Origin of the sequence: Paraburkholderia sp. PGU19, from assembly GCF_013426915.1 — a bacterium.
GTDB lineage: Bacteria > Pseudomonadota > Gammaproteobacteria > Burkholderiales > Burkholderiaceae > Paraburkholderia.
Genome location: NZ_AP023180.1, coordinates 562334 through 584880 on the forward strand (window position 1 = coordinate 562334; position 22547 = coordinate 584880).

At 63.3% G+C, this 22547-nt stretch carries 21 protein-coding genes, 3 pseudogenes and 2 riboswitches; of the genes and pseudogenes, 10 read left to right on the plus strand and 14 right to left on the minus strand.

Translation table 11 applies throughout. The annotated features are described in order from the left end of the window. Positions 1-73: 73 nt before the first annotated feature. The 3 genes and pseudogenes from H1204_RS20120 to H1204_RS20130 form a co-directional block, all read right to left on the minus strand. Positions 74-729 (minus strand): annotated as a pseudogene (locus H1204_RS20120) (amino acid ABC transporter permease). Beyond that, on the minus strand, positions 726-1481 hold the full coding sequence (locus H1204_RS20125; RefSeq protein ID WP_180732415.1) for an amino acid ABC transporter permease: 756 nt from the start codon (positions 1479-1481) through the stop codon (positions 726-728). Before H1204_RS20125 ends, H1204_RS20120 begins: the two are co-directional and overlap by 4 nt. Before the next feature lie 43 nt (positions 1482-1524). Then, positions 1525-2334 carry a transporter substrate-binding domain-containing protein gene (locus H1204_RS20130; RefSeq protein WP_180732416.1) on the minus strand — a complete coding sequence of 270 codons (810 nt, stop codon included), beginning with the start codon at positions 2332-2334 and terminating at the stop codon, positions 1525-1527. 262 nt (positions 2335-2596) lie between these two features. On the opposite strand from H1204_RS20130, the gene H1204_RS20135 reads away from it, so the two are divergent. Continuing rightward, positions 2597-3472 carry a LysR substrate-binding domain-containing protein gene (locus H1204_RS20135; RefSeq protein WP_060603100.1) on the plus strand — a complete coding sequence of 292 codons (876 nt, stop codon included), beginning with the start codon at positions 2597-2599 and terminating at the stop codon, positions 3470-3472. A gap of 7 nt (positions 3473-3479) precedes the next feature. On the opposite strand, the pseudogene H1204_RS20140 reads toward H1204_RS20135, so the two are convergent. Beyond that, positions 3480-4567, minus strand: a pseudogene (locus H1204_RS20140) (ionic transporter y4hA). A gap of 225 nt (positions 4568-4792) precedes the next feature. Further along, positions 4793-5149, minus strand: coding sequence for a BON domain-containing protein (locus H1204_RS20145; RefSeq protein WP_042309209.1), 357 nt, complete (start codon positions 5147-5149; stop codon positions 4793-4795). 379 nt (positions 5150-5528) lie between these two features. On the opposite strand from H1204_RS20145, the gene H1204_RS20150 reads away from it, so the two are divergent. Both H1204_RS20150 and H1204_RS20155 read left to right on the plus strand, forming a co-directional pair. After that, positions 5529-6179, plus strand: a complete 651-nt coding sequence (locus tag H1204_RS20150) for a DNA-3-methyladenine glycosylase (RefSeq protein ID WP_180732417.1) — start codon at positions 5529-5531, stop codon at positions 6177-6179. Positions 6180-6454: 275 nt separating this feature from the next. Continuing rightward, positions 6455-6784, plus strand: coding sequence for a DUF4148 domain-containing protein (locus H1204_RS20155; protein WP_180732418.1), 330 nt, complete (start codon positions 6455-6457; stop codon positions 6782-6784). A 270-nt stretch (positions 6785-7054) separates the two neighbouring features. Here H1204_RS20155 and H1204_RS20160 read toward each other — a convergent pair whose 3' ends face one another. Continuing rightward, positions 7055-7489 (minus strand): CBS domain-containing protein, encoded by a 435-nt coding sequence (locus H1204_RS20160; RefSeq protein ID WP_180732419.1) that lies wholly within the window; start codon positions 7487-7489, stop codon positions 7055-7057. 373 nt (positions 7490-7862) lie between these two features. Here H1204_RS20160 and ribA point away from each other — a divergent pair, with 373 nt between their 5' ends. After that, the gene (gene ribA / locus H1204_RS20165) at positions 7863-8504 is read left to right on the plus strand and encodes a GTP cyclohydrolase II (RefSeq protein WP_098021605.1); all 642 of its coding nucleotides are present in this window, start codon (positions 7863-7865) and stop codon (positions 8502-8504) included. Between the two features lie 82 nt (positions 8505-8586). On the opposite strand, the gene H1204_RS20170 is transcribed toward ribA, so the two are convergent. Then, positions 8587-8760, minus strand: coding sequence for a hypothetical protein (locus H1204_RS20170; RefSeq protein WP_180730995.1), 174 nt, complete (start codon positions 8758-8760; stop codon positions 8587-8589). 12 nt (positions 8761-8772) lie between these two features. Next, entirely contained in the window at positions 8773-9654 is an 882-nt protein-coding gene (locus H1204_RS20175; RefSeq protein WP_180732420.1) for an NAD(P)H-binding protein, read from the minus strand. Between the two features lie 190 nt (positions 9655-9844). Here H1204_RS20175 and H1204_RS20180 point away from each other — a divergent pair, with 190 nt between their 5' ends. Next, on the plus strand, positions 9845-10732 hold the full coding sequence (locus H1204_RS20180) for an AraC family transcriptional regulator (protein ID WP_180732421.1): 888 nt from the start codon (positions 9845-9847) through the stop codon (positions 10730-10732). A gap of 8 nt (positions 10733-10740) precedes the next feature. Here the strand turns inward: H1204_RS20180 and H1204_RS20185 are convergent. Further along, positions 10741-13223, minus strand: a pseudogene (locus H1204_RS20185) (FAD-dependent oxidoreductase). 211 nt (positions 13224-13434) lie between these two features. Here H1204_RS20185 and H1204_RS20190 point away from each other — a divergent pair. From H1204_RS20190 to H1204_RS20200, 3 genes are all read left to right on the plus strand, one after another. Next, the gene (locus H1204_RS20190; protein ID WP_180732422.1) at positions 13435-14229 is read left to right on the plus strand and encodes a DeoR/GlpR family DNA-binding transcription regulator; all 795 of its coding nucleotides are present in this window, start codon (positions 13435-13437) and stop codon (positions 14227-14229) included. A gap of 510 nt (positions 14230-14739) precedes the next feature. Next, positions 14740-14961 carry a hypothetical protein gene (locus H1204_RS20195; RefSeq protein WP_180732423.1) on the plus strand — a complete coding sequence of 74 codons (222 nt, stop codon included), beginning with the start codon at positions 14740-14742 and terminating at the stop codon, positions 14959-14961. A gap of 113 nt (positions 14962-15074) precedes the next feature. Beyond that, the gene (locus H1204_RS20200; protein ID WP_180732424.1) at positions 15075-15761 is read left to right on the plus strand and encodes a response regulator transcription factor; all 687 of its coding nucleotides are present in this window, start codon (positions 15075-15077) and stop codon (positions 15759-15761) included. Positions 15762-15802: 41 nt separating this feature from the next. Here the strand turns inward: H1204_RS20200 and bluB are convergent, their stop codons facing one another. Genes bluB through cobA form a run of 5 tightly spaced genes read right to left on the minus strand, consistent with a single transcriptional unit; the run spans position 15803 to position 19542 of the window. Next, positions 15803-16498, minus strand: a complete 696-nt coding sequence (gene bluB, locus H1204_RS20205) for a 5,6-dimethylbenzimidazole synthase (protein ID WP_180732425.1) — start codon at positions 16496-16498, stop codon at positions 15803-15805. Then, complete coding sequence (locus tag H1204_RS20210; protein WP_180732426.1) at positions 16482-17786, minus strand: cobyrinate a,c-diamide synthase; 1305 nt, start codon at positions 17784-17786, stop codon at positions 16482-16484. The genes bluB and H1204_RS20210 overlap by 17 nt, the downstream gene beginning before the upstream one ends. Positions 17787-17789: 3 nt before the next feature. Next, positions 17790-18392 carry a cob(I)yrinic acid a,c-diamide adenosyltransferase gene (cobO, locus tag H1204_RS20215; RefSeq protein WP_180732427.1) on the minus strand — a complete coding sequence of 201 codons (603 nt, stop codon included), beginning with the start codon at positions 18390-18392 and terminating at the stop codon, positions 17790-17792. Further along, positions 18389-18808 carry a cobalamin biosynthesis protein gene (locus tag H1204_RS20220; RefSeq protein ID WP_180732428.1) on the minus strand — a complete coding sequence of 140 codons (420 nt, stop codon included), beginning with the start codon at positions 18806-18808 and terminating at the stop codon, positions 18389-18391. Before H1204_RS20220 ends, cobO begins: the two co-directional genes overlap by 4 nt. Further along, on the minus strand, positions 18805-19542 hold the full coding sequence (gene cobA, locus H1204_RS20225) for a uroporphyrinogen-III C-methyltransferase (RefSeq protein ID WP_180732429.1): 738 nt from the start codon (positions 19540-19542) through the stop codon (positions 18805-18807). Before cobA ends, H1204_RS20220 begins: the two co-directional genes overlap by 4 nt. A 146-nt stretch (positions 19543-19688) precedes the next feature. Further along, positions 19689-19962: riboswitch (cobalamin riboswitch) on the minus strand. A 288-nt stretch (positions 19963-20250) separates the two neighbouring features. Between cobA and H1204_RS20230 the strand changes: the two genes are divergently transcribed. Together H1204_RS20230 and cobW are read left to right on the plus strand one after the other, a co-directional pair. After that, the gene (locus H1204_RS20230) at positions 20251-20832 is read left to right on the plus strand and encodes a hypothetical protein (protein ID WP_180732430.1); all 582 of its coding nucleotides are present in this window, start codon (positions 20251-20253) and stop codon (positions 20830-20832) included. 147 nt (positions 20833-20979) lie between these two features. After that, positions 20980-21249, plus strand: a riboswitch (cobalamin riboswitch). A gap of 194 nt (positions 21250-21443) precedes the next feature. After that, positions 21444-22541, plus strand: coding sequence for a cobalamin biosynthesis protein CobW (cobW, locus tag H1204_RS20235; RefSeq protein WP_180732431.1), 1098 nt, complete (start codon positions 21444-21446; stop codon positions 22539-22541). The last annotated feature ends 6 nt before the right edge of the window (positions 22542-22547 follow it).

A 22547-nucleotide genomic window follows, 5' to 3' on the forward strand; every position in this document is an offset into this window, starting at 1 on the left:
GCAAGCTAACAAATCGCGGATGCCAGCGAAAGCCCCAAAAACTACCGACCAGCAGTCGCAGACCAACAAACCCCTACCGTTGCTGCGCGATCTTCTGCCTACGCTCCAAAACCCGGGCATACCACGTAAGTGGAAAACACATAGCAAAGTACAGCAACGCGACCATGCCATAAATAGGAAACGGCCGGAAGGCTGCATTAGTAATCATGTTCCCCGTCTTGGTGAGTTCGGTGAACCCAATAATAGAAGTGAGAGCAGTGCTCTTAACAACTTGAACCAGAAACCCAACAGTAGGCGCAACAGCAATCTTCAGGGCCTGCGGCCAGACAATAAACCGCAACTGCTGAGAAAACGTCATCCCAAGACTGGCACCCGCGGCCCACTGCCCACGCGGCACGGCCTCAACACACCCACGCCAGATATCCGCAAGATACGCACTCGTATAAAGCGTCAAAGTAACAGTAGCCGCGACCCAGGGCGACACATCAACCCCCATCAACGGCAACCCAAAAAACGCGAGGAAAAGCTGCATCAGCAGCGGCGTGCCCTGAAACAACTCCACATACAAAACGACAACACGCCTAAGCCAGGGCAAAGGCGACACGCGCATGGCAAGCAACACCAACCCAACAACCCCGCCCCCACAAACGCAATCAACGACAACAACACCGTCCACCGCGCCGCGAGCAGCAGATTGCGCGCAATATCCCAAAGCGTAAATTCAATCATGACGAGCGCTCCGTCGTCGGTGCGGTGCGTGCGCCGCGAATGGCAAAGAGCGTGCGCAACAACCCACGCGGAGCATCGGACGACCGCGCTGCACGTCCCGCGAAAAGACCCTTGCCGAGCCGGTTCAGCATTTGCCGCAATACGACCGACAGCACCAGATACGTCGCGGTGATAATCAGGTAAGCCTCGAACGAACGGAAGTTGCGCGACTGGATATAGTTCGCCGCGTAGGTCAGATCCGGCACCGAGATCTGCGACACGACCGCCGAGCCAAGCATCACGATCAACACCTGGCTCAACAACGCAGGAAACACATTGGCCACCGCCTGCGGCAACACGACATGTCGAAACACCTGGCGTTGCTGAAGCCCAAGCGCCTGTGCCGCCTGGATCTGTCCACGCGGAATCGAGTCGATACCGGCACGCACGATTTCGATGGCGTACGCACCGAGGTTGACCGTCATCGCGAGTATAGCGGCCTGGATTTCGTCGATGTGAATGCCGAGGCTAGGCAGCCCGAAGAACACGAAGAACAGTTGCACCAGAAACGGTGTATTGCGGATCAACTCGACGTAAGTCGCGATCAGCCCGCGTGCCCATTTCGGTCCGGACGCGGCCACCACCGCGCCACCGATCCCGACCAGACCGCCCAGCACGGTCGATACGGCCGTCAGCCCGAGCGTCACGCCGACGCCACGCACGAGCATCCCCGCATACATGTCGAAACTGCTGAAATCGAACGTATAACTCATCGCATGCGGCTCATCGTGACATCGGCTGATAGAAAGAAAAGGCTTAGAGGTTGTCCGGCAGCGGCGCGCGCAGCCACTTCTGCGAAATCGCGTTCATCGTGCCGTCCTTGCGGGAACGCGCGATGGTCTCGTCGACTTTCTTCAGGAGGCGCGGCTCGTTCTTGTTCAGGCCGACGTGATCGGGCGAGCTGAACAGCGAGAACTTCTGCTCCGGGTCATTGGCGGGATGGCGCGCGAGGATCGTCGCGCCCACATCGTTACCGACGACCATCAACTGTACCTGACCAGAAAGAAATGCAGAAATAGCGCCGTTCGGATCGTCGAAACGTTTGATGTTCGCCGACGGCGGCGCGATCTTCGTCACGCTCAGGTCCTCCAGCGTGCCGCGCGCGACCGAAATGCTCTTGCCCGCGAGATCGTTCGCGTCCTTCACCTTCAGCGACTTCGGGCCGAACACGGCAAGGTAGTAGGGCGCGTAAGGCTGCGAGAAATCGATCACCTTCTCGCGCTCGGGCGTCTGGCCGACGGAGAGCAGCATGTCCGCCTTGTGGTCGGCAAGATAGGCCATGCGGTTGTCGCCCGTCACGGCCACCAGTTCCACCTTGACGCCGAGCGACTTGCCGATCAGGTTCGCGACGTCGATGTCATAGCCTTGCGGTTTCATGTCCGGGCCAATCGAGCCGAACGGCGGATAGTCCATGAACACGCCGACGCGCACGACGCCCGCCTTCGTGATCGTGTTGAGCGCGTCCGCATGCGCGGGCGGCGCGAACGCCGACAGCGCGGCGCCCGCGAAGGCGAGCGAGGCGAACGCATGGCTGAAGCGGCGGCGAAGGAGAGCGGCGGTGGTCATGGTGCGTCCTTTTTTGAATGTTGAGACAGTGGTGAAAGCCACTCTAGGTATGCAAAAAACCTGGAACAACCGAAATCTGCGCATGGAAGCCATGCGTTCCGCTCATGCCGTAAGGGTTCTCCCGGCAATGATCGCGCATGAGCCTGACGCATGGCGGCAGGGTCCGGGGAATTTTGGATCGCGTATGCTTTGGGATTATCACGCGTGTGACCGCGCAACCAGGCGGCACGCGCGATGAATTTTCCTGATGTGAACGACCCTCATGCGACGACTTCCGCCCCTGAACGCTTTGCAGATCTTCGAGACCGTGGCGCGCCATCGCAGCTTCACGCGCGCGGCCGAGCATCTGTGCCTGACACAAGGCGCTGTGAGCCGGCAGATTCTCGCGCTCGAGGACTACTATCAGTTCCCGCTCTTCAAGCGTCACGCGAAAGGCCTCACGCTGACGGCGGAGGGCGAGCTGCTACTGCCCGCCGTCAAGGAGAGCTTTGCGCGCATCGAAGAGATTTCGCTGCGCCTCACGCGCCAGCGCACCGATCTCGCGCTCAAGGTGCCGACCTGCGTGATGCGCTGGATACTGCCCAAAATCATGCAGTTCCAGGCTGAATATCCTGACTTGCACGTGCAGATCACGACGACCTGGCAGCACGACGTCGACTTCCAGGTCGAGCCGTTCGATGCCGCGATCGTCTACGGCACGTCAGCGGGCGCGGACGTGCAGGCGGTGCCGCTGTTCGAGGAGCGCCTCACGCCCGTCTGCGCGCCCCAGTTGCTGCACGACAAGCCGCTTGGCAAGGCCGCTGATCTCTCGCGCCATACGTTGCTGCACCCGACACGCGATCATCGCGACTGGAAAATGTGGCTCGAATACGTGGAAGCGCGCGATGTCGACGCGAACCACGGTCCGAGCTTCGATACGCTCGATCTCGCCACCAACGCGGCGCTGCAAGGCTTCGGCGTGGCGATCAGCGATCTCGCGCTGATCGACGAGGACGTGGCCGCGCAACGGCTCGTGAGGCCGTTCGAGGCCGTGCTCACGACGGGCGCGCGCTACTACTTCGTGTACCCGGACAGCGTCGCGCATCAGCAGAAGGTCAATCTGTTTCGCGACTGGATCGACCGGCACTGGGCGCAGTAAGCGGCGCTCAGGGCGCGAACGAGAGAAACAGATACGCGGCGAACAGCGACAGGTGCACGGCGCCTTGCAGGATCGTCGTGCGCCCGGTGCCGAGCGTCAGCGTGCTGATCAGCAGCGTCAGTATGAGCAGCACCGTGTCCTTGCCGTCGATGCCAAGCACGAGCGGGCGGCCCGTCCAGATGAAGACCAGCGCGACGGTCGGAATCGTCAGGCCGATGCTCGCGAGCGCTGAGCCGAGCGCGAGGTTGAGACTGGTCTGCAGACGGTCGGCGCGCGCCGCGCGCACGGCGGCGAGTCCTTCGGGCAGCAGCACAAGCGCCGCGATCACGATGCCGACCACGGCAGCGGGCGCGCCTGCTTCGAGCACCGCGCGCTCGACGACGGGCGACAGCACCTTCGCGAGCAGCACGACGGCGACGAGACTCACCACCAGCAACACGCCGCTCGTCATTGCGACACGCGAGCTGGGCGGGGCGGCGTGCGCGTCTTCGTTGGCGGTATGGGCGTCGGTGAGAAAATAATCGCGGTGACGCACGGTCTGCACGAATACGAACACGCCATACAGCACCAGCGACGACACCCCTGCGAATGCCAGCTGCGAGTCGCTGAGCGCGGGGCCGAGGTTGACGCTCGTGTAGTTGGGCATCACCAGCGACAGCACGGACAGCGACGCGAGCACGGCCAGCGCCGCGCTCGCGCCGCGAATCTGGAAGTCCTGCTCGCGATGGCGCAATCCGCCCACCAGCAGGCAGATCCCGACGATCCCGTTGCACACGATCATGACGGCGGCGAACACGGTGTCGCGCGCCAGCCCCGCCTTTTCCGCCCCCGCCGACAGCATCACCGATACGATCAGCGCCACTTCGATCACCGTCACGGCCACGGCCAGCACCAGCGTGCCGAACGGCTCGCCGACGCGATGCGCGACCACTTCCGCGTGATGGACGCCCGCGAACACCGAGCCCGCCAGCGCGAGCGCGGCGAGGGCAGTCAGCAGGCCGTTGCCGGCAGCGCGTAGGCGGCGCCCAGCACGATCCACGCAATGAAGGGCGCTGCGATCGTCCAGCGGGGCAATACGGGCGATGTGGATGCCATGTGTTCAGTCCGGTCTGTTGTTGGTGTGTTGTTCGCGACAGAACGCCGCTACATCGGCTGACGGGCGGCTCGCATAGCCGTGAGATTAAACCAGCCGGTCATGCGGGCGGTGTGACGGAGCGACAAAAATGCGCGCCACAAAGAAAAACACCGCTCTTCACGACGAAGAGCGGTGCGTTGTCCAACCGGGCGCCCCTATGCGGGCGCCAGCAGGCGATGCGAGGTTTACTGGCCGACCGGGCGGATCGTCAGCGCGTTCTTCACCGAAGTCACGCCTGCCACGCCTTGTGCGACTTCCGTCGCCTTGTCGACTTGTGGCTGCTCCGGCACCGAGCCCTGCAGCGTCACAGCGCCGCTACGTGCGCGAACCGTGATGTTGGCAACGCTGAGGTCCTTTGCCTTCGCGAGTGCGCCACGAACCTTGCGCGCCAGCGCGCGGTCAGCCGACTTGGCTGCCTTCGCGGTCTGCTTGGCGCTCGGCTGAGCGGTCATGTCGGCATCGCTTGCCTGAGCGTATGCGTTGATCGATGCGAGCACCACGAATGCGCCAGCTGCCATCTTGATTGCCTGAATCGCCTTCATTCACTTTCTCCTGTTGTCATGATTTGCGACGGTGTCGCGCCTGAAACGCGCCCGGCAAGCGGGCGCTTCACGCGTGATACCACTGCACTACCACTTCTTTTGCTTCGGGATGAAAACGGTTGCGGGTCGTCCATACACCGCGCGGCTGGCCGACCGGACGGGCCTGCCCAAGTCGCCGATGCGGCTAGCCGGACAGTAACGATACCTCAATTGGTTCCATAGTGAAGATAAGGGTCGTCCGGATGCGGCATTGCTACAACGGATCGATGCCGCTCGTGCCATTCGTCTTGCGCCGTGCATCGAACCGCGCCGCGCGTCATCATGCTGCAAACTGCGTGGCTCACGTGGACGTCCTCCTATCTTCCCGGCGCATCATCGCATGACCAAGACGACGGTTTCCTTCGTTCCTCTACACCGCAACGATCTGCCCATCGATACGGTTGACCTCGCGCGCTTCCTGTTGGGTAAATACCTGGTCCGCGACCTGGCCGAAGGGCGGGCTGCGGGGCGGATCGTCGAGACGGAGGCGTATCCCGTCGGTGATTCGACCAATCATGCGTATTCGGGGCGGCGGGCGTACAACGGCTCGATGTTCCTTGAACACGGCCATGCTTATGTGCGCCTCACGTACGGCACCTACAACGTGATCAACGTGGTCAGCGAGCCGGAAGGCACGGGCGCGGCCGTATTGATTCGCGCGCTGGAGCCGGTGGCGGGCATCGAATGGATGCAGGCGCGCCGAACGGACGCGAAGCTGCGCGATCTCGCGCGCGGCCCGGGGCGGCTGGCGCTCGCGCTCGGCATCGATCTCAGCTTCGACGGTGCCGACCTTTGCACCGGGCGCGGACTATGGCTAGGCGAGGCGGGCAAGGCGCGCACGCCGGTCGCGGTGACGACGCGCATCGGGATCGCGCGGGAGATGCATCGGCTGCTGCGCTTCTATGTGCCCGGCAGTCCGTTTGTCAGCGGGCCGCGTAAGTTGCTGTCGGCTGAGGCTCTGCCGCCCGATCAGGGGCCGCCGTCCGCGTGACGTGGCATGGGCAACGCGTCGAACCCGTCCATACGTGTGGCATTCATTGCGTTTGCCACATAGTGAGATACGCCGATCCCTCCCGACATTATTACGTCTTGCCCCGTTCCAATTGACATCCCGCTTGCAAAGCGCCTCGACTCTTTCATTCAGCGCAATTAAGTATCTCCGGAATAGGGGTTTTCCCTTGGTGTGCCGATGGCTACACTGCTCTCACTGGCTTCACACACGATTGTGTGAAGCGGCTGACAAAACAACTCTCGGAGGTCGTTACCATGAAATCGCCGATCAAGGCTGTCGCCATCGCTGCTGTTCTCGCTATCCCCGCCGTCTCGTTCGCCCAGTCGAACCAGCCCGTGACCCGCGCGCAAGTCCGCGCCGAACTGGTCCAGCTGGAGAAGGCAGGCTACAACCCGGCAACGGCTGTCGATTCGACCTATCCGGCCGACATCCAGGCTGCCGAATCCCGCGTTCAGGCGCAAAACGTCGCAGTAGCGCGAGCACCTGTCGCCGATACCGGCTACGGTGCATCGACGAACGGTTCGTCGCAATCGGGCGCAGCGAAGACGCTGAACCCGGCGCAAGACGTCTACTTCGGTCATTGATTCCGGAGTAGCAGCCGGGCCGCAGTGTTCACGGTCCGGCGCGCGCGCCTTCGATGCAGATATGAAGCGCGCAACCAGAATACCGGCGGCGGCGCGGCGTAGACCGGACAAGGTCGCCGCACCGCCATCAAAGAAAGCATGAACCTCCGCCGCCGAAAGGTGGCTTCGCCCAACCTCGCGGATTGGGCTTTTTTTGCTGGCTTGCGCGGCAGGCGTAGCAGGGCGCGCCGCAGTCGAAGCGGCGGAAACGACATCGCAGCGGCACGACGCTCAGCTGCTATGGATGTAGTGTTCGAGCTGCTGGATGGTGAACTGCTGCTCGGCGATGATGGTTTTCACGAGGTCGCCGATCGACACCATGCCGATCAACTGGTCGTTGTCCAGGACGGGCAGGTGACGCATGCGGCGCTCAGTCATCAACGCCATGCATTCGTCCGTGGTCTGGTCCGGGCGCACGAAGCGCACGGCGCTGCTCATGATGTCGCGCACGGGCGTCGTCTTCGACGAGCGGTCCATCAGCACAATCTTGCGCGCATAGTCGCGTTCGGTGACGATCCCCGCGATCCCCCCGTTTTCCTTGACGATCAATGCACCGATCTGCTTGTCGGCCATCAGCTTGATGGCGTTGTAGACGGAATCGGATGCCTCGATCGTGTAGACCTCTTGAGTCGGCTTCGATTTGAGGACTTGTGCAACGCTAGTCATGGAGCGGCTCCGTTTGCAGTGCAGCACGCCTGGCCACGGCGCGCTGGGGTGAAGGAGAGGCACGTCAAGCGCAGAACAGGCGCAAGTCAAGTATAGGCGTCGACAACGCGCGCGGCGACGCTCGCTTCGCCTGGTTTCGTGGGAACCATCACGCATGTCATGCGATTTGCGGAAATGAGCATGCTGCGTTTCTCGTCATGCATACGCGAGTGATGCACCGCGATGGTCCGCCGCTATGGTCCGGATTGCCGCCCGCGCACCATCGCAGAGCGGCTGCCAGGTACAATTCGGCGTTTAGCGGTAAACTCCGCTTCTATACTTTATCCCCGGTAGTTCACGGGTTCATGTCCGCAATTCCGCTAACGCCATGCCCATGTCTCACGATCCGTCGCTCGCTGACGGCGCAATCACCGGCGAATGCGTCACGCTCGACGCTTGCGCCACGCTTCCCACCCGCTATGGCACCTTCGAATCCTATGTGTTCCGCGTGAACGACTCGGGCGCCGAGCATTTCGCGCTCGTGATGGGCGATGTCGAGAATAAACAGTCGGTGCTCACGCGCCTGCATTCGGAGTGTCTGACGGGCGACGTGCTCGGTTCATACCGTTGCGACTGCGGCGAGCAACTGGACCTCGCGCTGCGCTATATCGCGGCGGAGGGCTGTGGCGTGCTGCTGTATCTGCGTGGCCACGAAGGGCGCGGAATCGGCCTGTCGAACAAGATCCGCGCGTATGCGCTGCAGCAGCAGGGCCGCGACACCGTCGAGGCGAATCTCGATCTCGGTCTGCCCGACGATTCACGCGAGTACGATTCGGCGGCCGCCATTCTGCGCCTGCTGAAGGTGACGTCGGTGCGTCTGATGAGCAACAACCCGAAGAAATTCGACTCGCTGTCGAAGCACGGCATTCCCGTTTGCGAACGTGTCGCACTCGCCATTCCGATGCGCGAAGAGAACGAGCGCTATATCCGCACCAAGCAGGTGAAGTTCGGGCATTACTTCGAAGAGAACGAGTGACGTCTGTCGCCCGGACATCGCTGAGCGATGTAAGCAATGTGCAATGGCCTCGCGAAAACGCGAGGCCATTTGCTTTACGGCGTCAGAAGATCGTGAAGTCGTCGTTGCTGTCGGGGATCGCGCTCAGCAGTTGCTCCAGTCGATGCCAGCCGAGTCGCGCGGCGAGTGTTGTCGCTAGCCTGTAAAGCGTCTTGGTCGGGTCTGGATGGTGCGCGTGACGGTGCTCCAAAGTGCGTATCAAAGGGCAGCACTGCATGCGATGCTCCCGTCACGCGTTGATCGTCGACACGAGCGCTGCAATGACGTCGCGTAATTCGGTCGTGCCGAAGCGCCGCTCAGTACCCGCTTCGACATCGATTCGCCCCGTGTTCTGCGCGTCGTACAGGTCGACGATCAGCTTCGCGTGATTCGCGTTGAGGCCGGCGCGTAGCATTGTCGCCGTCCATTCGTCGCGCGGCAGCGCATGCGCGACGATATCGCGTCCGCTTGCGTCGCCGAGCGCGCGTGCCACATCGTTTGCGTCGTAGCGGCGCGGACCTTCCACGCTCACGATTCGTACTCCCTTGTCATCCAACCCCTCACTCAGCAAGCGCGCGGCAACGTTGCCAACGTCATGCGCGGACACCGTCGGAAACGACCTGTCGAGAGGATGATGCAGACTCGGCAGCCGGCCCGTTGCGAGCGCGACAGGCACCACGCGCGCCCAGTTCTGCACGTGTTCCGCCGAGCGTAGCAGCGTGAGACGCGGCGCAACCTCTCTGAACGCCGCTTCGAGGTGATGAAACAGCATCGTGATGCCCGTGTCGGCATCCAGTTCTGCGCCATAGTCGGACAGCGCGACGACATGCAGATGCGGATGCGCGCGCAGCGCACGCGCGGCCGTATCGATCATGCGACGCATCGCGCTTGCGGGGTCGGGGTCGCGATGCGGCAACGGGCACAGCATCTGCACGGCCTGCGCGCCGTCGAGCGCGCGGTGAATCGATGCTTCGTCGTCGAGATCGCCGGTGACGATTTCGCAGCCGATGCGCGCCAGCATTTCGCCTTGCGCCGGGCTTCGCACGACGGCGCGCACGGCGTGCCCGTCATGTCTGAGCGCCGCCGCTGCCGAACGTCCTACCTTGCCCGTTGAGCCAAAAATCACATACATCGTCTATCTCCACTGGTTTCATGGGAGACAAGCGTACGCGGCGGCGCGTCCGGAATCGCGCATGGAAGGATGTCGGGCAGCAGATCCGGATGACGATCTGCGCGGGCAGCCGTGCCCGGTACAACGGCCAGCACGCAAGCGCAAAACGCAGCACAATGCGGCAATCAGAGGACGGAACGAGGTGCAAGCGATGAATGCAGTCCACCCTGCGTTGGTGCCGCACTCGGGCGGGCGCGAGAGCCTGCTGTCGAGCGCGTCGCTCGGCTGGTCGGGTTTTGGCGCGGAAATGCTCGGCGTCCCGGCGGGCGCGCATCGCATTCCGGCGATCGCGCAACATCGTGTCGGCGTGCATGTCGGCGCGCCCGTGCGAGCGGTCTGCCGATGTAACGGGCAGCGTGCGTCGCGCATCCAGGCGCACGGCGACGCCGACGTGATTCCGGCGGGCCTTGACGGCGAATGGTCCGACGATGACAACTGCACGATCCTGCGCATCTGGTTCGCCGAAGATTTCGTGCGCAATACCTTCGATCAGCTCGGCCTGCGCGCCACCGATGCGCAGATCCGCCCGCAGTTCCAGTTGCGCGACGCGCGCTTCCAGCATCTGGCGTGGGCGATGCGCGCGGAACTCGAAGCCGAGGACGCATCCGATCCGCTCTACGCCGAAAGCCTGTGCACCGCGATGATCGTACGGCTCGCGGGTGCGTCGATTTCATACGACGACAAGAAACGCACGCTGTCGCCGCGCGCGGCGGCGCGCGTGATCGACTATATCGAGGCGCATCTCGACGAACGCCTGACACTGAGCGAACTGGCCGCGCTCGTCGAGTTGAGCGTGCCGCATTTCAAGGTGCTGTTTCGCGAGACGATGGGCGTGCCCGTGCATCGGCATGTGGTGCAGCGGCGTGTCGAGCGTGCAAAGGTGCTGTTGCTGCAGGGGCAGTTGAGCGCGAGCCAGGTCGCGCTCGAAGTCGGCTTCGCTCATCAGAGCCACATGGCGCACTGGATGAAGCGGCTGCTCGGCGTGACACCGCGCGATATCGCGCGCAACGATGCGCTGCGGTTGATCGTTACGCGCTAGCGTGCGCGTCAGCTTTTGATCCTGGCGGAAGCGGGATCGTAGGGCGCTTTCAGATGCAGCGTCGCGGGCAGCAGATCGCCGGCGACGTCGATCTGATAGCGGCCACCCGTGAGCCAGGCCTGGTCGAGCGGGGTGCCGTCGTCGCGTTTCACATAGCCCATCGCGACGGGACAGCCGAGCGTATGCCCGAACGCCGCCGAGCTCACGAAGCCGACTGCCTTGCCATCGCGCAGGATTGCTTCGCCGCCCCATAGCATGCGATCGCTCGCGCCATCGGCGGTGAAGACGACGAGGCGTCGTTGCAGCGGCTCATCGCGTAGCCTCACGAGCGAATCGCGGCCGATGAACGGCATGTCCTTGTCGAGCTTGCAGGCGAACGCGAGGCCCGCTTCGAACGGATGGGTATCCGGCGACAACTCGCGTCCCCACGCGCGATAGCCTTTCTCGATCCGCAGCGATTCGAGCGCGTAATACCCCGCGTTTTTAAGGCCGAAACGCTTCCCTGCTGCATGCAACGTTTCGTAGACGCCGACCGCGAACTCGACGGGCACATACAGTTCCCAGCCCAGTTCGCCGACATACGAGATGCGCGTCGCGCGCACGGTTGCATAGCCGATATCCACTTCGCGGCTCTGTGCGAACGCAAAGCCTTCGTTGCTCCAGTCGGCCTTCGACACGCTCATGAGCAGATCGCGCGCACGCGGCCCCATCACCGCGAGCACCGCGTACTGGCTCGTCACGTCGACGAGCATGCAACGGCTATCGTGTGGAATGCGCTTGTCGAGCGTGTCGAAATCGCGCGTGGTCTGCGCGGACCCCGTGACGAGCAGGTATTGATCGTCGGCGAGACGCGTGAGCGTGAAGTCCGACTCGTAGCCGCCGCGCTCGTTGAGCATGCCGGTATAGACGGCCGTGCCAACGGGCACCGCGACATCGTTCGCGACGATCCGTTGCAACACGGCTTCCGAGTCGCGTCCCTTGATGAGAAATTTGGAGAACGACGTCATATCGAACAGCGCGACGCCTTCGCGGCACGCGCGATGTTCTTCGCCGCTCCACGGCAGCCAGTTCTGCTGGCCGAACGCATAGTCGATGCGTGCCTCTTCTAACGAAGGCGCGAAGAAGTTCGGACGCTCCCAACCCATCTTGCTGCCGAAACACGCGCCTTCGTCGCGCAGCAGCGCATAGAGCGGCGAGCGGCGAAACGGCCGCGCGCTATCGAGTTCGCGGTTCGGCCAGGGCATCGCGTAGTGCAGGCCGAGCGTTTCCTTCACGCGGTCGTGCAGCCAGGTGTCGTTGCCGTTGAAGCGCGCGAAGCGGCGAATGTCCACAGGCCACAGGTCCATCGTCGGCTCGCCCGCGACGATCCACTCGGCGAGCGCCATGCCCGCGCCACCCGCCGACGCAATGCCCATCGAGTTGAAGCCCGCGCCGACATAGAAGTTGCGCAACTCGGGCGCTTCGCCCAGCATGAAGTTGTTGTCGGGCGTGAACGATTCGGGCCGTTGTAGAACTGGCGCACCTGTGCCGTTTCTAGCGCAGGCACGCGTTGCAGCGCGTTCTCCATCAGGATCTGGAATTGATCCCAGTCGTCGGGCAGTAGCTGGAACTCGAAGTTCTCGGGGATGCCGTTCATGCCCCACGGTTTCGCGTCCGGTTCGAAGCCACCCATCACGAGCCCACCCACTTCTTCCTTGAAATAGATGTAGCCGTCAGGGTCGCGCATCACGGGCAGATCGGGATGCACGCCTGCAATGCGCTCCGTGACGATGTAGTAGTGCTCGGCCGAATGCAGCGGCACCGTGACGCCACATAGACGGCCGACGCTCTTTGCCCATTGCCCCGCGCAATTGACGACGATTTCCGCCGTGATCGTGCCTTCGTTGCCTTCCTTGTCGCGCCATGCGATGCCGCTCGCTTCGCGGCCCTTCGATGCAGGCCGCGTATGGATCGCAGTAACACGCGTGTTCTCGGCGATGCGCGCGCCACGCTGACGGGCGCCTCGCGCGAGCGCCTGCGTCAGATCGGTCGGGTTCGCCTTGCCGTCGCCGGGCAGCCAGACTGCGCCGTGCAGGTCGTCGGTGCGCATGGGCGGCCATAGTTCGCCGGCTTCCTTCGGGCCGATCACCTCGCAGATCACGCCATAGGCGCGCGCGACGGCCGCCGTGCGTTTGAGTTGGGTCATGCGTTCGGCCGTGCGCGCGACGGACAGCGAGCCGCATTGCTTCCAGCCCGTCGCGAGACCCGTGTCGGTTTCGAGTTCGGCGTAGAGCGCTGTCGAGTAGCGGATCAGCTTCGTCATGCTCTCCTGCGCGCGCAACTGGCCGACGAGACCGGCCGCGTGCCATGTCGTGCCGCACGACAACTGGCCCTGTTCGAGCAGCACGACATCCGTCCATCCGAGCTTCGTGAGGTGATACGCGACCGAGCATCCAATGATGCCGCCGCCGATGATGACGACGCGCGCCTGCGTCGGAAGATGGGTTGACATGAGGGGAGGCTCGCGCAAGAGTGTGGAAATGAGTGGAAATCTGTGGGAATGCATTGCTGCGTACTTTGCCGCAAAAATCCTCGAAATGCAACGTTGCCCGACAACTACGCGGTGGCGGGCGGTGAGGATGAATGTGGAATTGCATGGATTCGTATTGGAGCCGGGCGGGCAGGTTTGCTAGACTGGCGCCAATTTCCAGACCCCGCCAACGATGTTCGCCACTCACCGACAGAACGAGATCCTGCGGCTCGTCCGCGCGCAGCAGACCTGCACGATCACCGATCTGGCCAACACCTTCGCGGTATCCGACGAAACGATCCGCCGCGATCTCAAGCCGCTCGTGGCCGAAGGACTGCTCGTCAAGGTGCATGGCGGCATCATGCTGCCTGCGCAACGGGACGAGCCGCCGTTCAGGCGCCGCATGGTCGAACAGCGCGACGCCAAGCGCGCGATCGCAGCGCGCGTTGTGCAACTGATCCGCGACGGCGATTCGCTGATGCTCGACGGTGGCACGACTTGCGTCCACATCGCGCAGGCGCTCGAGTCGCACGCACGCCTCACGGTCGTGACCAATTCGGCCGAGGTCGCGCGGCTGCTTGCACCGCGCAACGACAACCGCGTGCTGATGGCGGGCGGCGAGTTGCGCGCGGACGATGCGTCCGCAGTCGGCGAAAGCGCCCTCGCGTTCTTCAGGCAATTCCATGTGCGACACGCGATCGTGTCGGTGACGGCCATCGACGCGAAAGGGCGCTTCATGGACGCCCAGCCCACCGACGCCGCGCTTGCACGCGCGGCGTTCTCGCAAGCTGAGCGCCGCATCGTCGCCGCCGATCACACGAAGTTCGGCCATAGCGCGCTGGTGCATGTATTCGGCGCGGATGGCCTCGACACGCTGGTCACGGATGCGGCGCCCGCAGCGGGACTGTCCAGGGTGCTGGCGGGCGCTGGCGTCGACGTGATCTGCGCGTCGCCCGCTTCGGACGATACAAATGAGGAAGTCGTCTAATCGCGCATGAACGACTTGCGTCCCCCGCCATTGATGGATGCGGGACGATGCAAGGCCGCTTCGTCTGAAGTGTGGCCCTCGCAAGCCTGCTCGCAACCCTAAAGTGCAGTGCGGCAAAGGCCGCTAACCGAATTGAGTGCAGTGCCTTTGACGACGGATAGCGCATATGGCACCGATAAGTCCGTTATCGGTATCATCGGACCGATTTAACGAAATGACTGCGTTGCCACATAAAAATGGCAAGATTAATTGACTGATTCAATTCGTTCTAATAATCTTCACCCCGATTTAAATCGAATGCGTCAGCGGCGACGCTCGAATTGTTAAATCGCACGAATACTGGCACGAACTTTTATTCCAATGTGTGGAATAAGACACACAAAACGGGTGTTTGTGATGTAGCGTCAGCGTGTCCCGGCAGCATCATCTGTCGATCAGCTTTCAGTCGTACGCCAGTCATTTCCAGCCGCAAAAAGAAGTGCCGGGCACGTCCCGCAGGCGCATCGCGTCATGCTCTTGCAGCGTGGCGCGCTATCCCGCCCGGCGGGCGATGCGGGCAGCAAAACGCAAGAAAAAATTCCGCTTGTACTGCGCGGTCAAAAGAAGTGGATTGTGCGCCTGTTTAATTGTGGCTGTTCCATTGTCGCAATGAGGCGCGCAGGCATTAAAGCAATATCGGGCTATCGAGGCGTTGTCTGGCAATCTGAAGCAATTTGCTGGCATTCGGTGTAAGGCTTGAAGAACAAGGCGTATGTGGATTTGAAATTTCATATTCGCGAGTCGTCATCCCTTCATCGAGGATTACCCGGTCGGACGGAAACAACGAATTAGCGTTGCGGGGTTTTATGAGAATTGCAGTTCTGGAGGAGACTCAGGCGCAGGCCGACTTCGTGTGCAGGACCTTGTCGGCGGCGGGACACACATGTCATGCATTCGATGACGGCCGGGCACTCGTCGGACAGTTGCGCAGTCAGCCATTCGATCTGCTCGTGCTGGATCGCCATACGCCGGGGTTGTCGGGTGATGAAGTGCTGCACTGGATCCGTCAGAATCTCACGGAGCGTTTGCCCGTGCTGTTCATGACCCGCGCCAGCGATGCCGCGCATCGCGAGATCGACGCTGACGATCATCTCGTCAAGCCGGTGAGCGCAGCGGCGCTGCTGGCGCGGGTCGGCGGTCTGTTGCGTGGCGCGTTTCATCGCGAGCCTGTCGCAGAGAAGGAAGTGTTCGGCGAATATGAATTCGAGCCGGGCGCGAAGCGCGTGCATGTGCGCGGCAATGCCGTCACGCTGACGCACAAGGAGTTCGAACTCGCGCTGTTGTTGTTCAAGCATCTGAGCCGGCCGCTGTCGCGCTCGCATATCCTCGATGCGATCTGGAAACAGGCTGCCGCGATTCCGTCGCGCACGATGGACACGCACGTGTCGATGCTGCGCTCGAAGCTCGGTCTGCGGCCCGAGAACGGTTATCGTCTGATGCCAATTTACGGCTATGGCTACCGGCTGGAACGGATCGAGAAGGGCGAGGCCTGAGAGGCCTCGAAACTGCCGTTTAAAACGGCTTTGAACGCGCGCTAGACCGTCTGACTTGCGCCGCCTTCCGGTTGCGCTTCCTTGCACGCGGACAGTTCGTCGGGCCACGTGTTTTCAAACACGCATGCGCTGAGCGGTTTGCGCGTCGCCCAGCCTTCGGACTCAAGCATCGGCTCGGAATAGAAACGCTCCACATGCCCAAGGCACAGCAGCGCGACGGGCCGGGCGCCCGGCGGCATGCCGAGCATCGCGCGCACTTCGTCGGCGTCGAACAGCGACACCCAGCCCATGCCGAGACCTTCCGCGCGCGCGGCGAGCCACATGTTCTGGATCGCGCATGCAACCGACGCGAGGTCCATCTCCGGCAGCGTGCGCCGTCCGAAGACGTGTTTCTCGCGGCCGTCCATCAGCGCCATCACCAGCAGCTCGCCGCATTCGAGCATGCCTTCCACCTTGAGCTTCATGAATTCGTCGCGCCGCTTGCCGAGCGCGTCCGCCGTCAGCAGCCTTTCGCGGTCGACGGCGGCATGCAGTTGCGCGCGCAGCGCGGGATCGGTGATGCGCCCGATTCGCCACGGCTGCATATAGCCGACGCTCGGCGCGTGATGCGCGGCGTCGATGAGACGCGCGAGCACGGCGGGATCGACGGGCGCGGGCACGAAGTGGCGCATGTCGCGCCGTTCGTAGATCGCGCGGTAGACGGCGGCGCGCTCGGCGTCGTCAAAAGGCTCGGCCATGGAAGAGTGCAGCCGCGAAGGCTGGGTTGGACGGCCAGTAGCCGTGCATGTAAGTGGCGACGATCGAACCCCGGCGATAGATCGCTTCGCCGGGTGCGTCGGACTGGGCGCGCGTCGCATGACCGACAGGGGCGAGCGGCGTGCTCACGCGCGAATAGTGGAACGTGTGGCCCGTCAGCATGCCGTGCACGCCGTCGTCCATCTGCTGCATGCCGAGCGCGGTGAAGCGCGTCTGCATGGCCGCGCTGCCTGGCAGCAGGCCGAGCATCGGCGTAGTGATGCCTTGCGTGTCGGTGACGCTGTCGAGCAGGTAAAGCATGCCGCCGCATTCCGCGACGATGGTTTTGCCCGCTTGCGCATGCGCGCGGATCGATGCCGCCGCGCGCGCATTGGCCGCAAGCGCGCTCGCGTGCAGCTCGGGATAGCCGCCCGGCAGATAGAGCGCGTTTGCATCGTCGGGCACGGGGTCATCCGCGAGCGGCGAGAAATACGTGAGACGCGCGCCGAGCGCTTCGAGCAGGTGCACGTTCGCCGGATAGATGAACGAGAACGCGGCGTCGCGCGCAATCGCGATGTGCATGCCGTCGAGCAGGCGCGGCAAGGGCGCTGTGTCGGCGTCGTCTTCGAACGTGACGGCAGGCGGCAACTGCGCGAGCGCAGTCGACGCAAGCGCATCCGCCGCGCGATCGAGCCGCGCATCGAGATCGTCGATTTCCGCGGCTTGCAACAGACCGAGATGACGATCGGGCAATTCGATTGCATCGGTGCTCGACAGATGGCCGAGCATGCGCAGATCGGGCGGCAACGCTTCTTCGAGCATCTGCGCGTGACGCGCCGAGCCCACGCGGTTTGCGAACACGCCATGAAACGGCACGTCGTCGCGAAAGCGCGCGAGGCCGAAGGCGATCGCGCCGAAGGTCTGCGCCATCGCCTTCGCAGAAATCACGGCGGCAACGGGCACGTTGAACTTCGCGGCGAGGTCGGCGCTGCTCGGCGTGCCGTCGAACAGGCCCATCACGCCTTCGATCAGAATCAGATCCGCTTCGCGCGCGGCCTGCGCGAGCAACGCACGGCACGCGCGTTCGCCGACCATCCACAGGTCGAGCGACAAAACGGGCGCGCCGCTCGCGCGCGCGAGGATCATTGGGTCCAGAAAATCCGGGCCCGTCTTGAACACGCGCACCTCACGCCCCATCCGCCGATGATGCCGCGCGAGCGCAGCCGTCACCGTCGTCTTGCCCTGGCCCGACGCCGGCGCGCTGATGAAGAGAGCGGGGCACGCGGGCATCGTTCAGAACTCCACGCCGCGCTGCGCTTTCACATGCTGCTCGCGGTACGGATGCTTGACGAGGCGCATCTCGGTGACGAGATCGGCGGCGTCGATCAGCGCGTCGGGCGCGTGGCGGCCCGTGATGACCACATGCAGCATTTCCGGCCGCGCGTTCACGACTTCGAGCACTTCTTCGAGCGGAAGATATTCGTACTTCAGCACGGTATTCAACTCGTCGAGAATCACCATCTGGTATTCGCCGCTTTCGATCATGCGGCGTGCCTCGTTCCAGCCCTTGCGCGCCGTCGCCATGTCGGCCTCGCGGTCCTGCGTGTTCCAGGTGTAGCCGTCGCCCATCGTGACGAAATCGCAATTCGCCTGCGCGCCGAGAAAATCGCGCTCGGACGTATGCAGCGCGCCCTTGATGAACTGCACGACGCCGAGCTTCATGCCGTGGCCGAGCACGCGCACGGCCATGCCGAACGCCGCCGTCGACTTGCCCTTGCCCGTGCCCGTATTGACGATCAGCAGCCCTTTCTCGACGTTGGCCTGCGCCTGCTTTTTCTCGTGGCCTTCGCGGCGGCGCTGCGTCATGCGTGCATGCGATTCGGGATCGGTCTTCATCGATGTTCCTTGATTCTGGTTGTGTCGGTGGAATGAGGGTGTGCGGCAGCGCACGCGATGGCGACGGTCACGCCGTCTCGCGCCTGTTTGCGCACGAGCAGTTCGCCGCCTGGCGCGGCGAGCAGTGCGCACGGTTCGCATACGCCGTCGATGCCAAGATGTGCGCGCACGTGCGGCGAGGCGTCGACGGGTGTATCGAGTGCGGCGATCGCTGCGCGCGTGAAGGTTCGCAGCGGCAGCGCGTGCCGTGCGCAGAATGCGACGAGTCCCGGCTCATCGGCTTTCATATCGATCGATGCAACCGCGATCAGTGCCGAAAACGGCAGTGTGCCGCCGAGCGCGTTGCGCACGGCGGCGTCGATCTGTTCGGCCGATACGCCGCGCCGGCAACCGATGCCCGCGATCAGCGCCGTCATGGCCCGAGCATTGCATCGACGGGCGCTGCCAGCGACGCGACGCCGCCGATCACGACGATCGACGGCGAACCGAGCTTCTCTTCCGCGACGCGCTGCACGAACTCGCTCAACGTCGCGCGGACATGGCGTTGCTCGGGGCGCGTCGCCGATTCGATCGCGGCGCAAGGGGTGTCGGGTGGCATGTCGGCGCGCAGCAGCGCGTCGACGATGTCGCTGAGCCGCCGCATGCCCATGTAGATGACGAGCGTCATGTGCGTCGCGGCGAGCGCGCGCCAGTCCGCTTCGTGCTCGCCCGCGCCGTGGCCGGTGACGAAGATGACGCCCTGAGCATGATCGCGATGCGTGACGGGAATGCCGATCGCAGCGGGCGCGGCGATGCCCGCCGTGATTCCGCTGATGATTTCGACGTGAATGCCCGCGGCCTGCAGCGCCTGTTGCTCTTCGCCGCCGCGGCCGAACACGAACGGGTCGCCGCCTTTGAGCCGAGCGACGCTGCGGCCCGCGCGCAGATGATCGAGCATCATCGCGACGATTTCGGGTTGCGGCGTGGATTGCTGGCCGCCCCGTTTGCCGACGTGGACGATCTGCGCGTCGTCGCGGGCGAATTGCAGGACCTCGGGATTGACGAGATCGTCGACCAGCACGACGTCGGCCAGCGCGAGCGTGCGCGTGGCTTTGAGCGTCAGCAGTTCGACGTCGCCGGGGCCGGCGCCGATCAGCCAGGCGCGGCTCATGGCAAGGAGAGCGCCGCTGCACGGGCGGGCGCTTGTGTGTGACAGGTCATGCGATGTTGCGTGTGACGCGCGACGGCTGCTCGAGCCGGTGCCGCGCGTGGGCGCTGGTATCCGTTTCCCGCGGTTCCAGCGAATGGCGATCAGGTTCTCGCCCCCTTGCATCTGGCCGGTATCCGGGCTGACGGCTCATCGCGTTCGCCTTCCCACCTGCGGATTGCAGGCAGTGGCCTTGAACGCACTGCGCGAAACATGCTTCATTCCGCTCGCCGCGTGACCGTTGCGGGGACAGCACAGGCCTGGCGCTTTCATGATTCGCGTGGTCCGCGCGTGTTGCGGCCGCGATGTGAAGGCGCTTCCCTGTTTCCCGTTTAACCCCGCCAGCCGTCGAGCCGGCGGGGCACCAGATGCGCCAATACGATAGCACACCGGCTCCTGCGGGCGGGCGGCGCGGGCTTTCCGGCGTGCCCGCCCGATCGCGGTTCCCGCCGTGTTTCGACAAACTCGAAAACTGTTTTCAAGCAGTATTGGTGGTAAAGCCCAAGGGTGGTCATTTATAGTGGCCGGGCGTGAGACGTCGGTTTTTTCCGGTGTTAAATATCGGATAACTAACAAAATTTCACCTCAATTTGAATGGGTGGTGCGGGTCACCGCCTTTTCGACTGCGTCTGCTCATGAACTGGCAGATTAACCTTTAGGGAGAACATTAAAATGAAATTGGCAACGATCGTGTCGGTCATGCTGGCAGCCGCGCTGGCGGCGACCTCGGTGCAGGCAGCGGACTCGCTCGTAAAGTCTGCGGATAACCTCGTGGAAGCTGCGCCGCCCATCCACCTGAAAGCGCGCATCATCGCGATCGACGCCGGTGCTCGCACGGTCACGCTGAAGGGCGAAGACGGCCTCGAAGTCACGATGCAGGTGGACGGAAAGATGGCCGGGTTCGACAAGCTGCGCGTGGGCGACAAGGTCGATGTGCTGTATAAGAACGCACTGCTCGTCCAGGCAGAAAAGGTGGACCCCGCCGGCAAGGGCATCCGTGAGCGTGTCGATGCTCAGGTGACCCTGAAAGGTCCGGACGGCCGGGATTCGGTGCATCAGGTCGAAACGCTGTCCACCGTGCAGAAGATCGATCCCGCCAAACGCCTGCTCACGTTGCGCGGCGTCTACGAGACGCAGATCATCAGGGTCACGCCGGATTTCGACCTGAAGGACCTGCACGTCGGCGACACGATCCACGCGGTTTTCGTCTCGGCGACGGCTATCGAAGTCACGCCGCAAGGCACTGCGCACTGACGCTCTGCACTGAGTTGCGCATGTCCACCGGCTGACGCAGGGCGGCAGCCGGTGGATTTCTCCTTTTGCGAACCCCACGCAACCGAACGGCGGCCTGAGGCACGCCTCATGCCGCCGTCTCTCCTTGACGCTACCTGCTGGCGGGCCTAAACTCGCACGCACTCTGGTGCTCGCGCGCGCTCTCTGCGTGCGCAGTTAAACGGGAAATAGCAGGCTGCGCGCACAGGCGCCGGCCAAACTATGCTGCTCCCCGCAACGGTAGGTGAAGGCATCGCGCAGACGATGCAGAGCCGGCCTCGCTGCATGTGCGTCCAATAGCGGCCCATGCAGACAATCCACTGCGCGAAAACGCTCGCGCGGGAAGGAGAGGCGGCGCTTTCATCAGCCCGGATACCGGCCCGAGAAAACGACGCCATGCAGCGGGGATGCGGCACTGCGTTCACGATTCCTCATGCGTCGCAGCGCGGTTTCGCGCCCGGATCGATCGGGCTGCGACGCCCATGCGGCGCCGTTTTCGTCCCCGTGTATCACTTATGACCTTGCATCGCTTGCCGTACGGACGGCGCGCGACTTCGAGGTCACTCGAACGCATTTCGAGCTACGGAGCCACCATGCAGACACAGATGCGCAAGATTCCGGTGACGATCGTCACGGGTTTTCTCGGCAGCGGCAAAACGACGTTGATGCGTCACATTCTTCAGCACGCGGGCGGTTTGCGCATCGCGGTGATCGTCAATGAGTTCGGCGAGCTTGGCATCGACGGCGAGATTCTCAAGGGCTGCGGCATCGGTTGCGATGAAAACGGCAACGAGACGGAAGGTCAGCTTTACGAGCTTGCCAACGGCTGTCTGTGCTGCACCGTGCAGGAAGAGTTCTTCCCCGTGATGGAGCAACTCGTGGAGCGGCGCGCGCAGATCGATCACGTACTGATCGAAACATCGGGTCTTGCGCTGCCGAAGCCGCTCGTGCAGGCGTTCAACTGGCCGTCGATCAAGAACAGCTTCACCGTCGATGCCGTCGTGACGGTGGTCGACGGCCCAGCCGTCGCGAGCGGTCAGTTCGCCGAAGACCCCGTTGCCGTCGATCAGTTGCGCAAGGCCGATCCGAATCTCGATCACGAATCGCCGCTGCATGAACTGTTCGAAGACCAGTTGTCGGCCGCCGATCTCGTGATCCTCAACAAGACCGATCTGCTCGACGAAGCGCAGCAGACGAGCGTCGAAGCCGTCATTCGCGAAGAGATTCCGCCGCAGGTCAAGATGGTGCGCGCGCACATGGGGCAGCTTGATCTGCATGCGCTGCTCGGGCTCGAATCCGCTTCGGAAGAAACGATTCATCTGCGTCACGACCATCACGGCTCGGCGGATGATCCCGAACATGCCGATCATCATCACGATGAATTCGACTCGGTCGTCGTCTCGGCGCGCGCCCCGTCGCGCGAGGCGATGATCGCGGCGTTGCAGCGGGTCGTCGAAGGCCACACCATCTACCGTGTGAAAGGCTTTGCCGCGTTGCAGGGCGCGCCGATGCGTCTGGTGATTCAAGGCGTGGGCAGGCGCTTCGACAGCTATTTCGACCGGCGCTGGCAGGCGGGCGAACTCGATGCATCGTCGCTGAGCCGCTTCGTGCTGATCGGCGAAGACCTCGATCAGCCCGTGCTGCAACGCGCGCTCGACGAAGCGCTGAGCGCTCAGGAACAACAGGTCTAAGGCTCC

Bases quoted from the DNA above. Each gene is read 5' to 3' on its own strand.
- H1204_RS20125 (WP_180732415.1), bottom strand. From the start codon at position 1,481: ATGAGTTATACGTTCGATTTCAGCAGTTTCGACATGTATGCGGGGATG.
- H1204_RS20130 (WP_180732416.1), bottom strand. From the start codon at position 2,334: ATGACCACCGCCGCTCTCCTTCGCCGCCGCTTCAGCCATGCGTTCGCC.
- H1204_RS20135 (WP_060603100.1), top strand. From the start codon at position 2,597: ATGCGACGACTTCCGCCCCTGAACGCTTTGCAGATCTTCGAGACCGTG.
- H1204_RS20145 (WP_042309209.1), bottom strand. From the start codon at position 5,149: ATGAAGGCGATTCAGGCAATCAAGATGGCAGCTGGCGCATTCGTGGTG.
- H1204_RS20150 (WP_180732417.1), top strand. From the start codon at position 5,529: ATGACCAAGACGACGGTTTCCTTCGTTCCTCTACACCGCAACGATCTG.
- H1204_RS20155 (WP_180732418.1), top strand. From the start codon at position 6,455: ATGAAATCGCCGATCAAGGCTGTCGCCATCGCTGCTGTTCTCGCTATC.
- H1204_RS20160 (WP_180732419.1), bottom strand. From the start codon at position 7,489: ATGACTAGCGTTGCACAAGTCCTCAAATCGAAGCCGACTCAAGAGGTC.
- ribA (WP_098021605.1), top strand. From the start codon at position 7,863: ATGTCTCACGATCCGTCGCTCGCTGACGGCGCAATCACCGGCGAATGC.
- H1204_RS20170 (WP_180730995.1), bottom strand. From the start codon at position 8,760: ATGCAGTGCTGCCCTTTGATACGCACTTTGGAGCACCGTCACGCGCAC.
- H1204_RS20175 (WP_180732420.1), bottom strand. From the start codon at position 9,654: ATGTATGTGATTTTTGGCTCAACGGGCAAGGTAGGACGTTCGGCAGCG.
- H1204_RS20180 (WP_180732421.1), top strand. From the start codon at position 9,845: ATGAATGCAGTCCACCCTGCGTTGGTGCCGCACTCGGGCGGGCGCGAG.
- H1204_RS20190 (WP_180732422.1), top strand. From the start codon at position 13,435: ATGTTCGCCACTCACCGACAGAACGAGATCCTGCGGCTCGTCCGCGCG.
- H1204_RS20195 (WP_180732423.1), top strand. From the start codon at position 14,740: ATGCTCTTGCAGCGTGGCGCGCTATCCCGCCCGGCGGGCGATGCGGGC.
- H1204_RS20200 (WP_180732424.1), top strand. From the start codon at position 15,075: ATGAGAATTGCAGTTCTGGAGGAGACTCAGGCGCAGGCCGACTTCGTG.
- bluB (WP_180732425.1), bottom strand. From the start codon at position 16,498: ATGGCCGAGCCTTTTGACGACGCCGAGCGCGCCGCCGTCTACCGCGCG.
- H1204_RS20210 (WP_180732426.1), bottom strand. From the start codon at position 17,786: ATGCCCGCGTGCCCCGCTCTCTTCATCAGCGCGCCGGCGTCGGGCCAG.
- cobO (WP_180732427.1), bottom strand. From the start codon at position 18,392: ATGAAGACCGATCCCGAATCGCATGCACGCATGACGCAGCGCCGCCGC.
- H1204_RS20220 (WP_180732428.1), bottom strand. From the start codon at position 18,808: ATGACGGCGCTGATCGCGGGCATCGGTTGCCGGCGCGGCGTATCGGCC.
- cobA (WP_180732429.1), bottom strand. From the start codon at position 19,542: ATGAGCCGCGCCTGGCTGATCGGCGCCGGCCCCGGCGACGTCGAACTG.
- H1204_RS20230 (WP_180732430.1), top strand. From the start codon at position 20,251: ATGAAATTGGCAACGATCGTGTCGGTCATGCTGGCAGCCGCGCTGGCG.
- cobW (WP_180732431.1), top strand. From the start codon at position 21,444: ATGCAGACACAGATGCGCAAGATTCCGGTGACGATCGTCACGGGTTTT.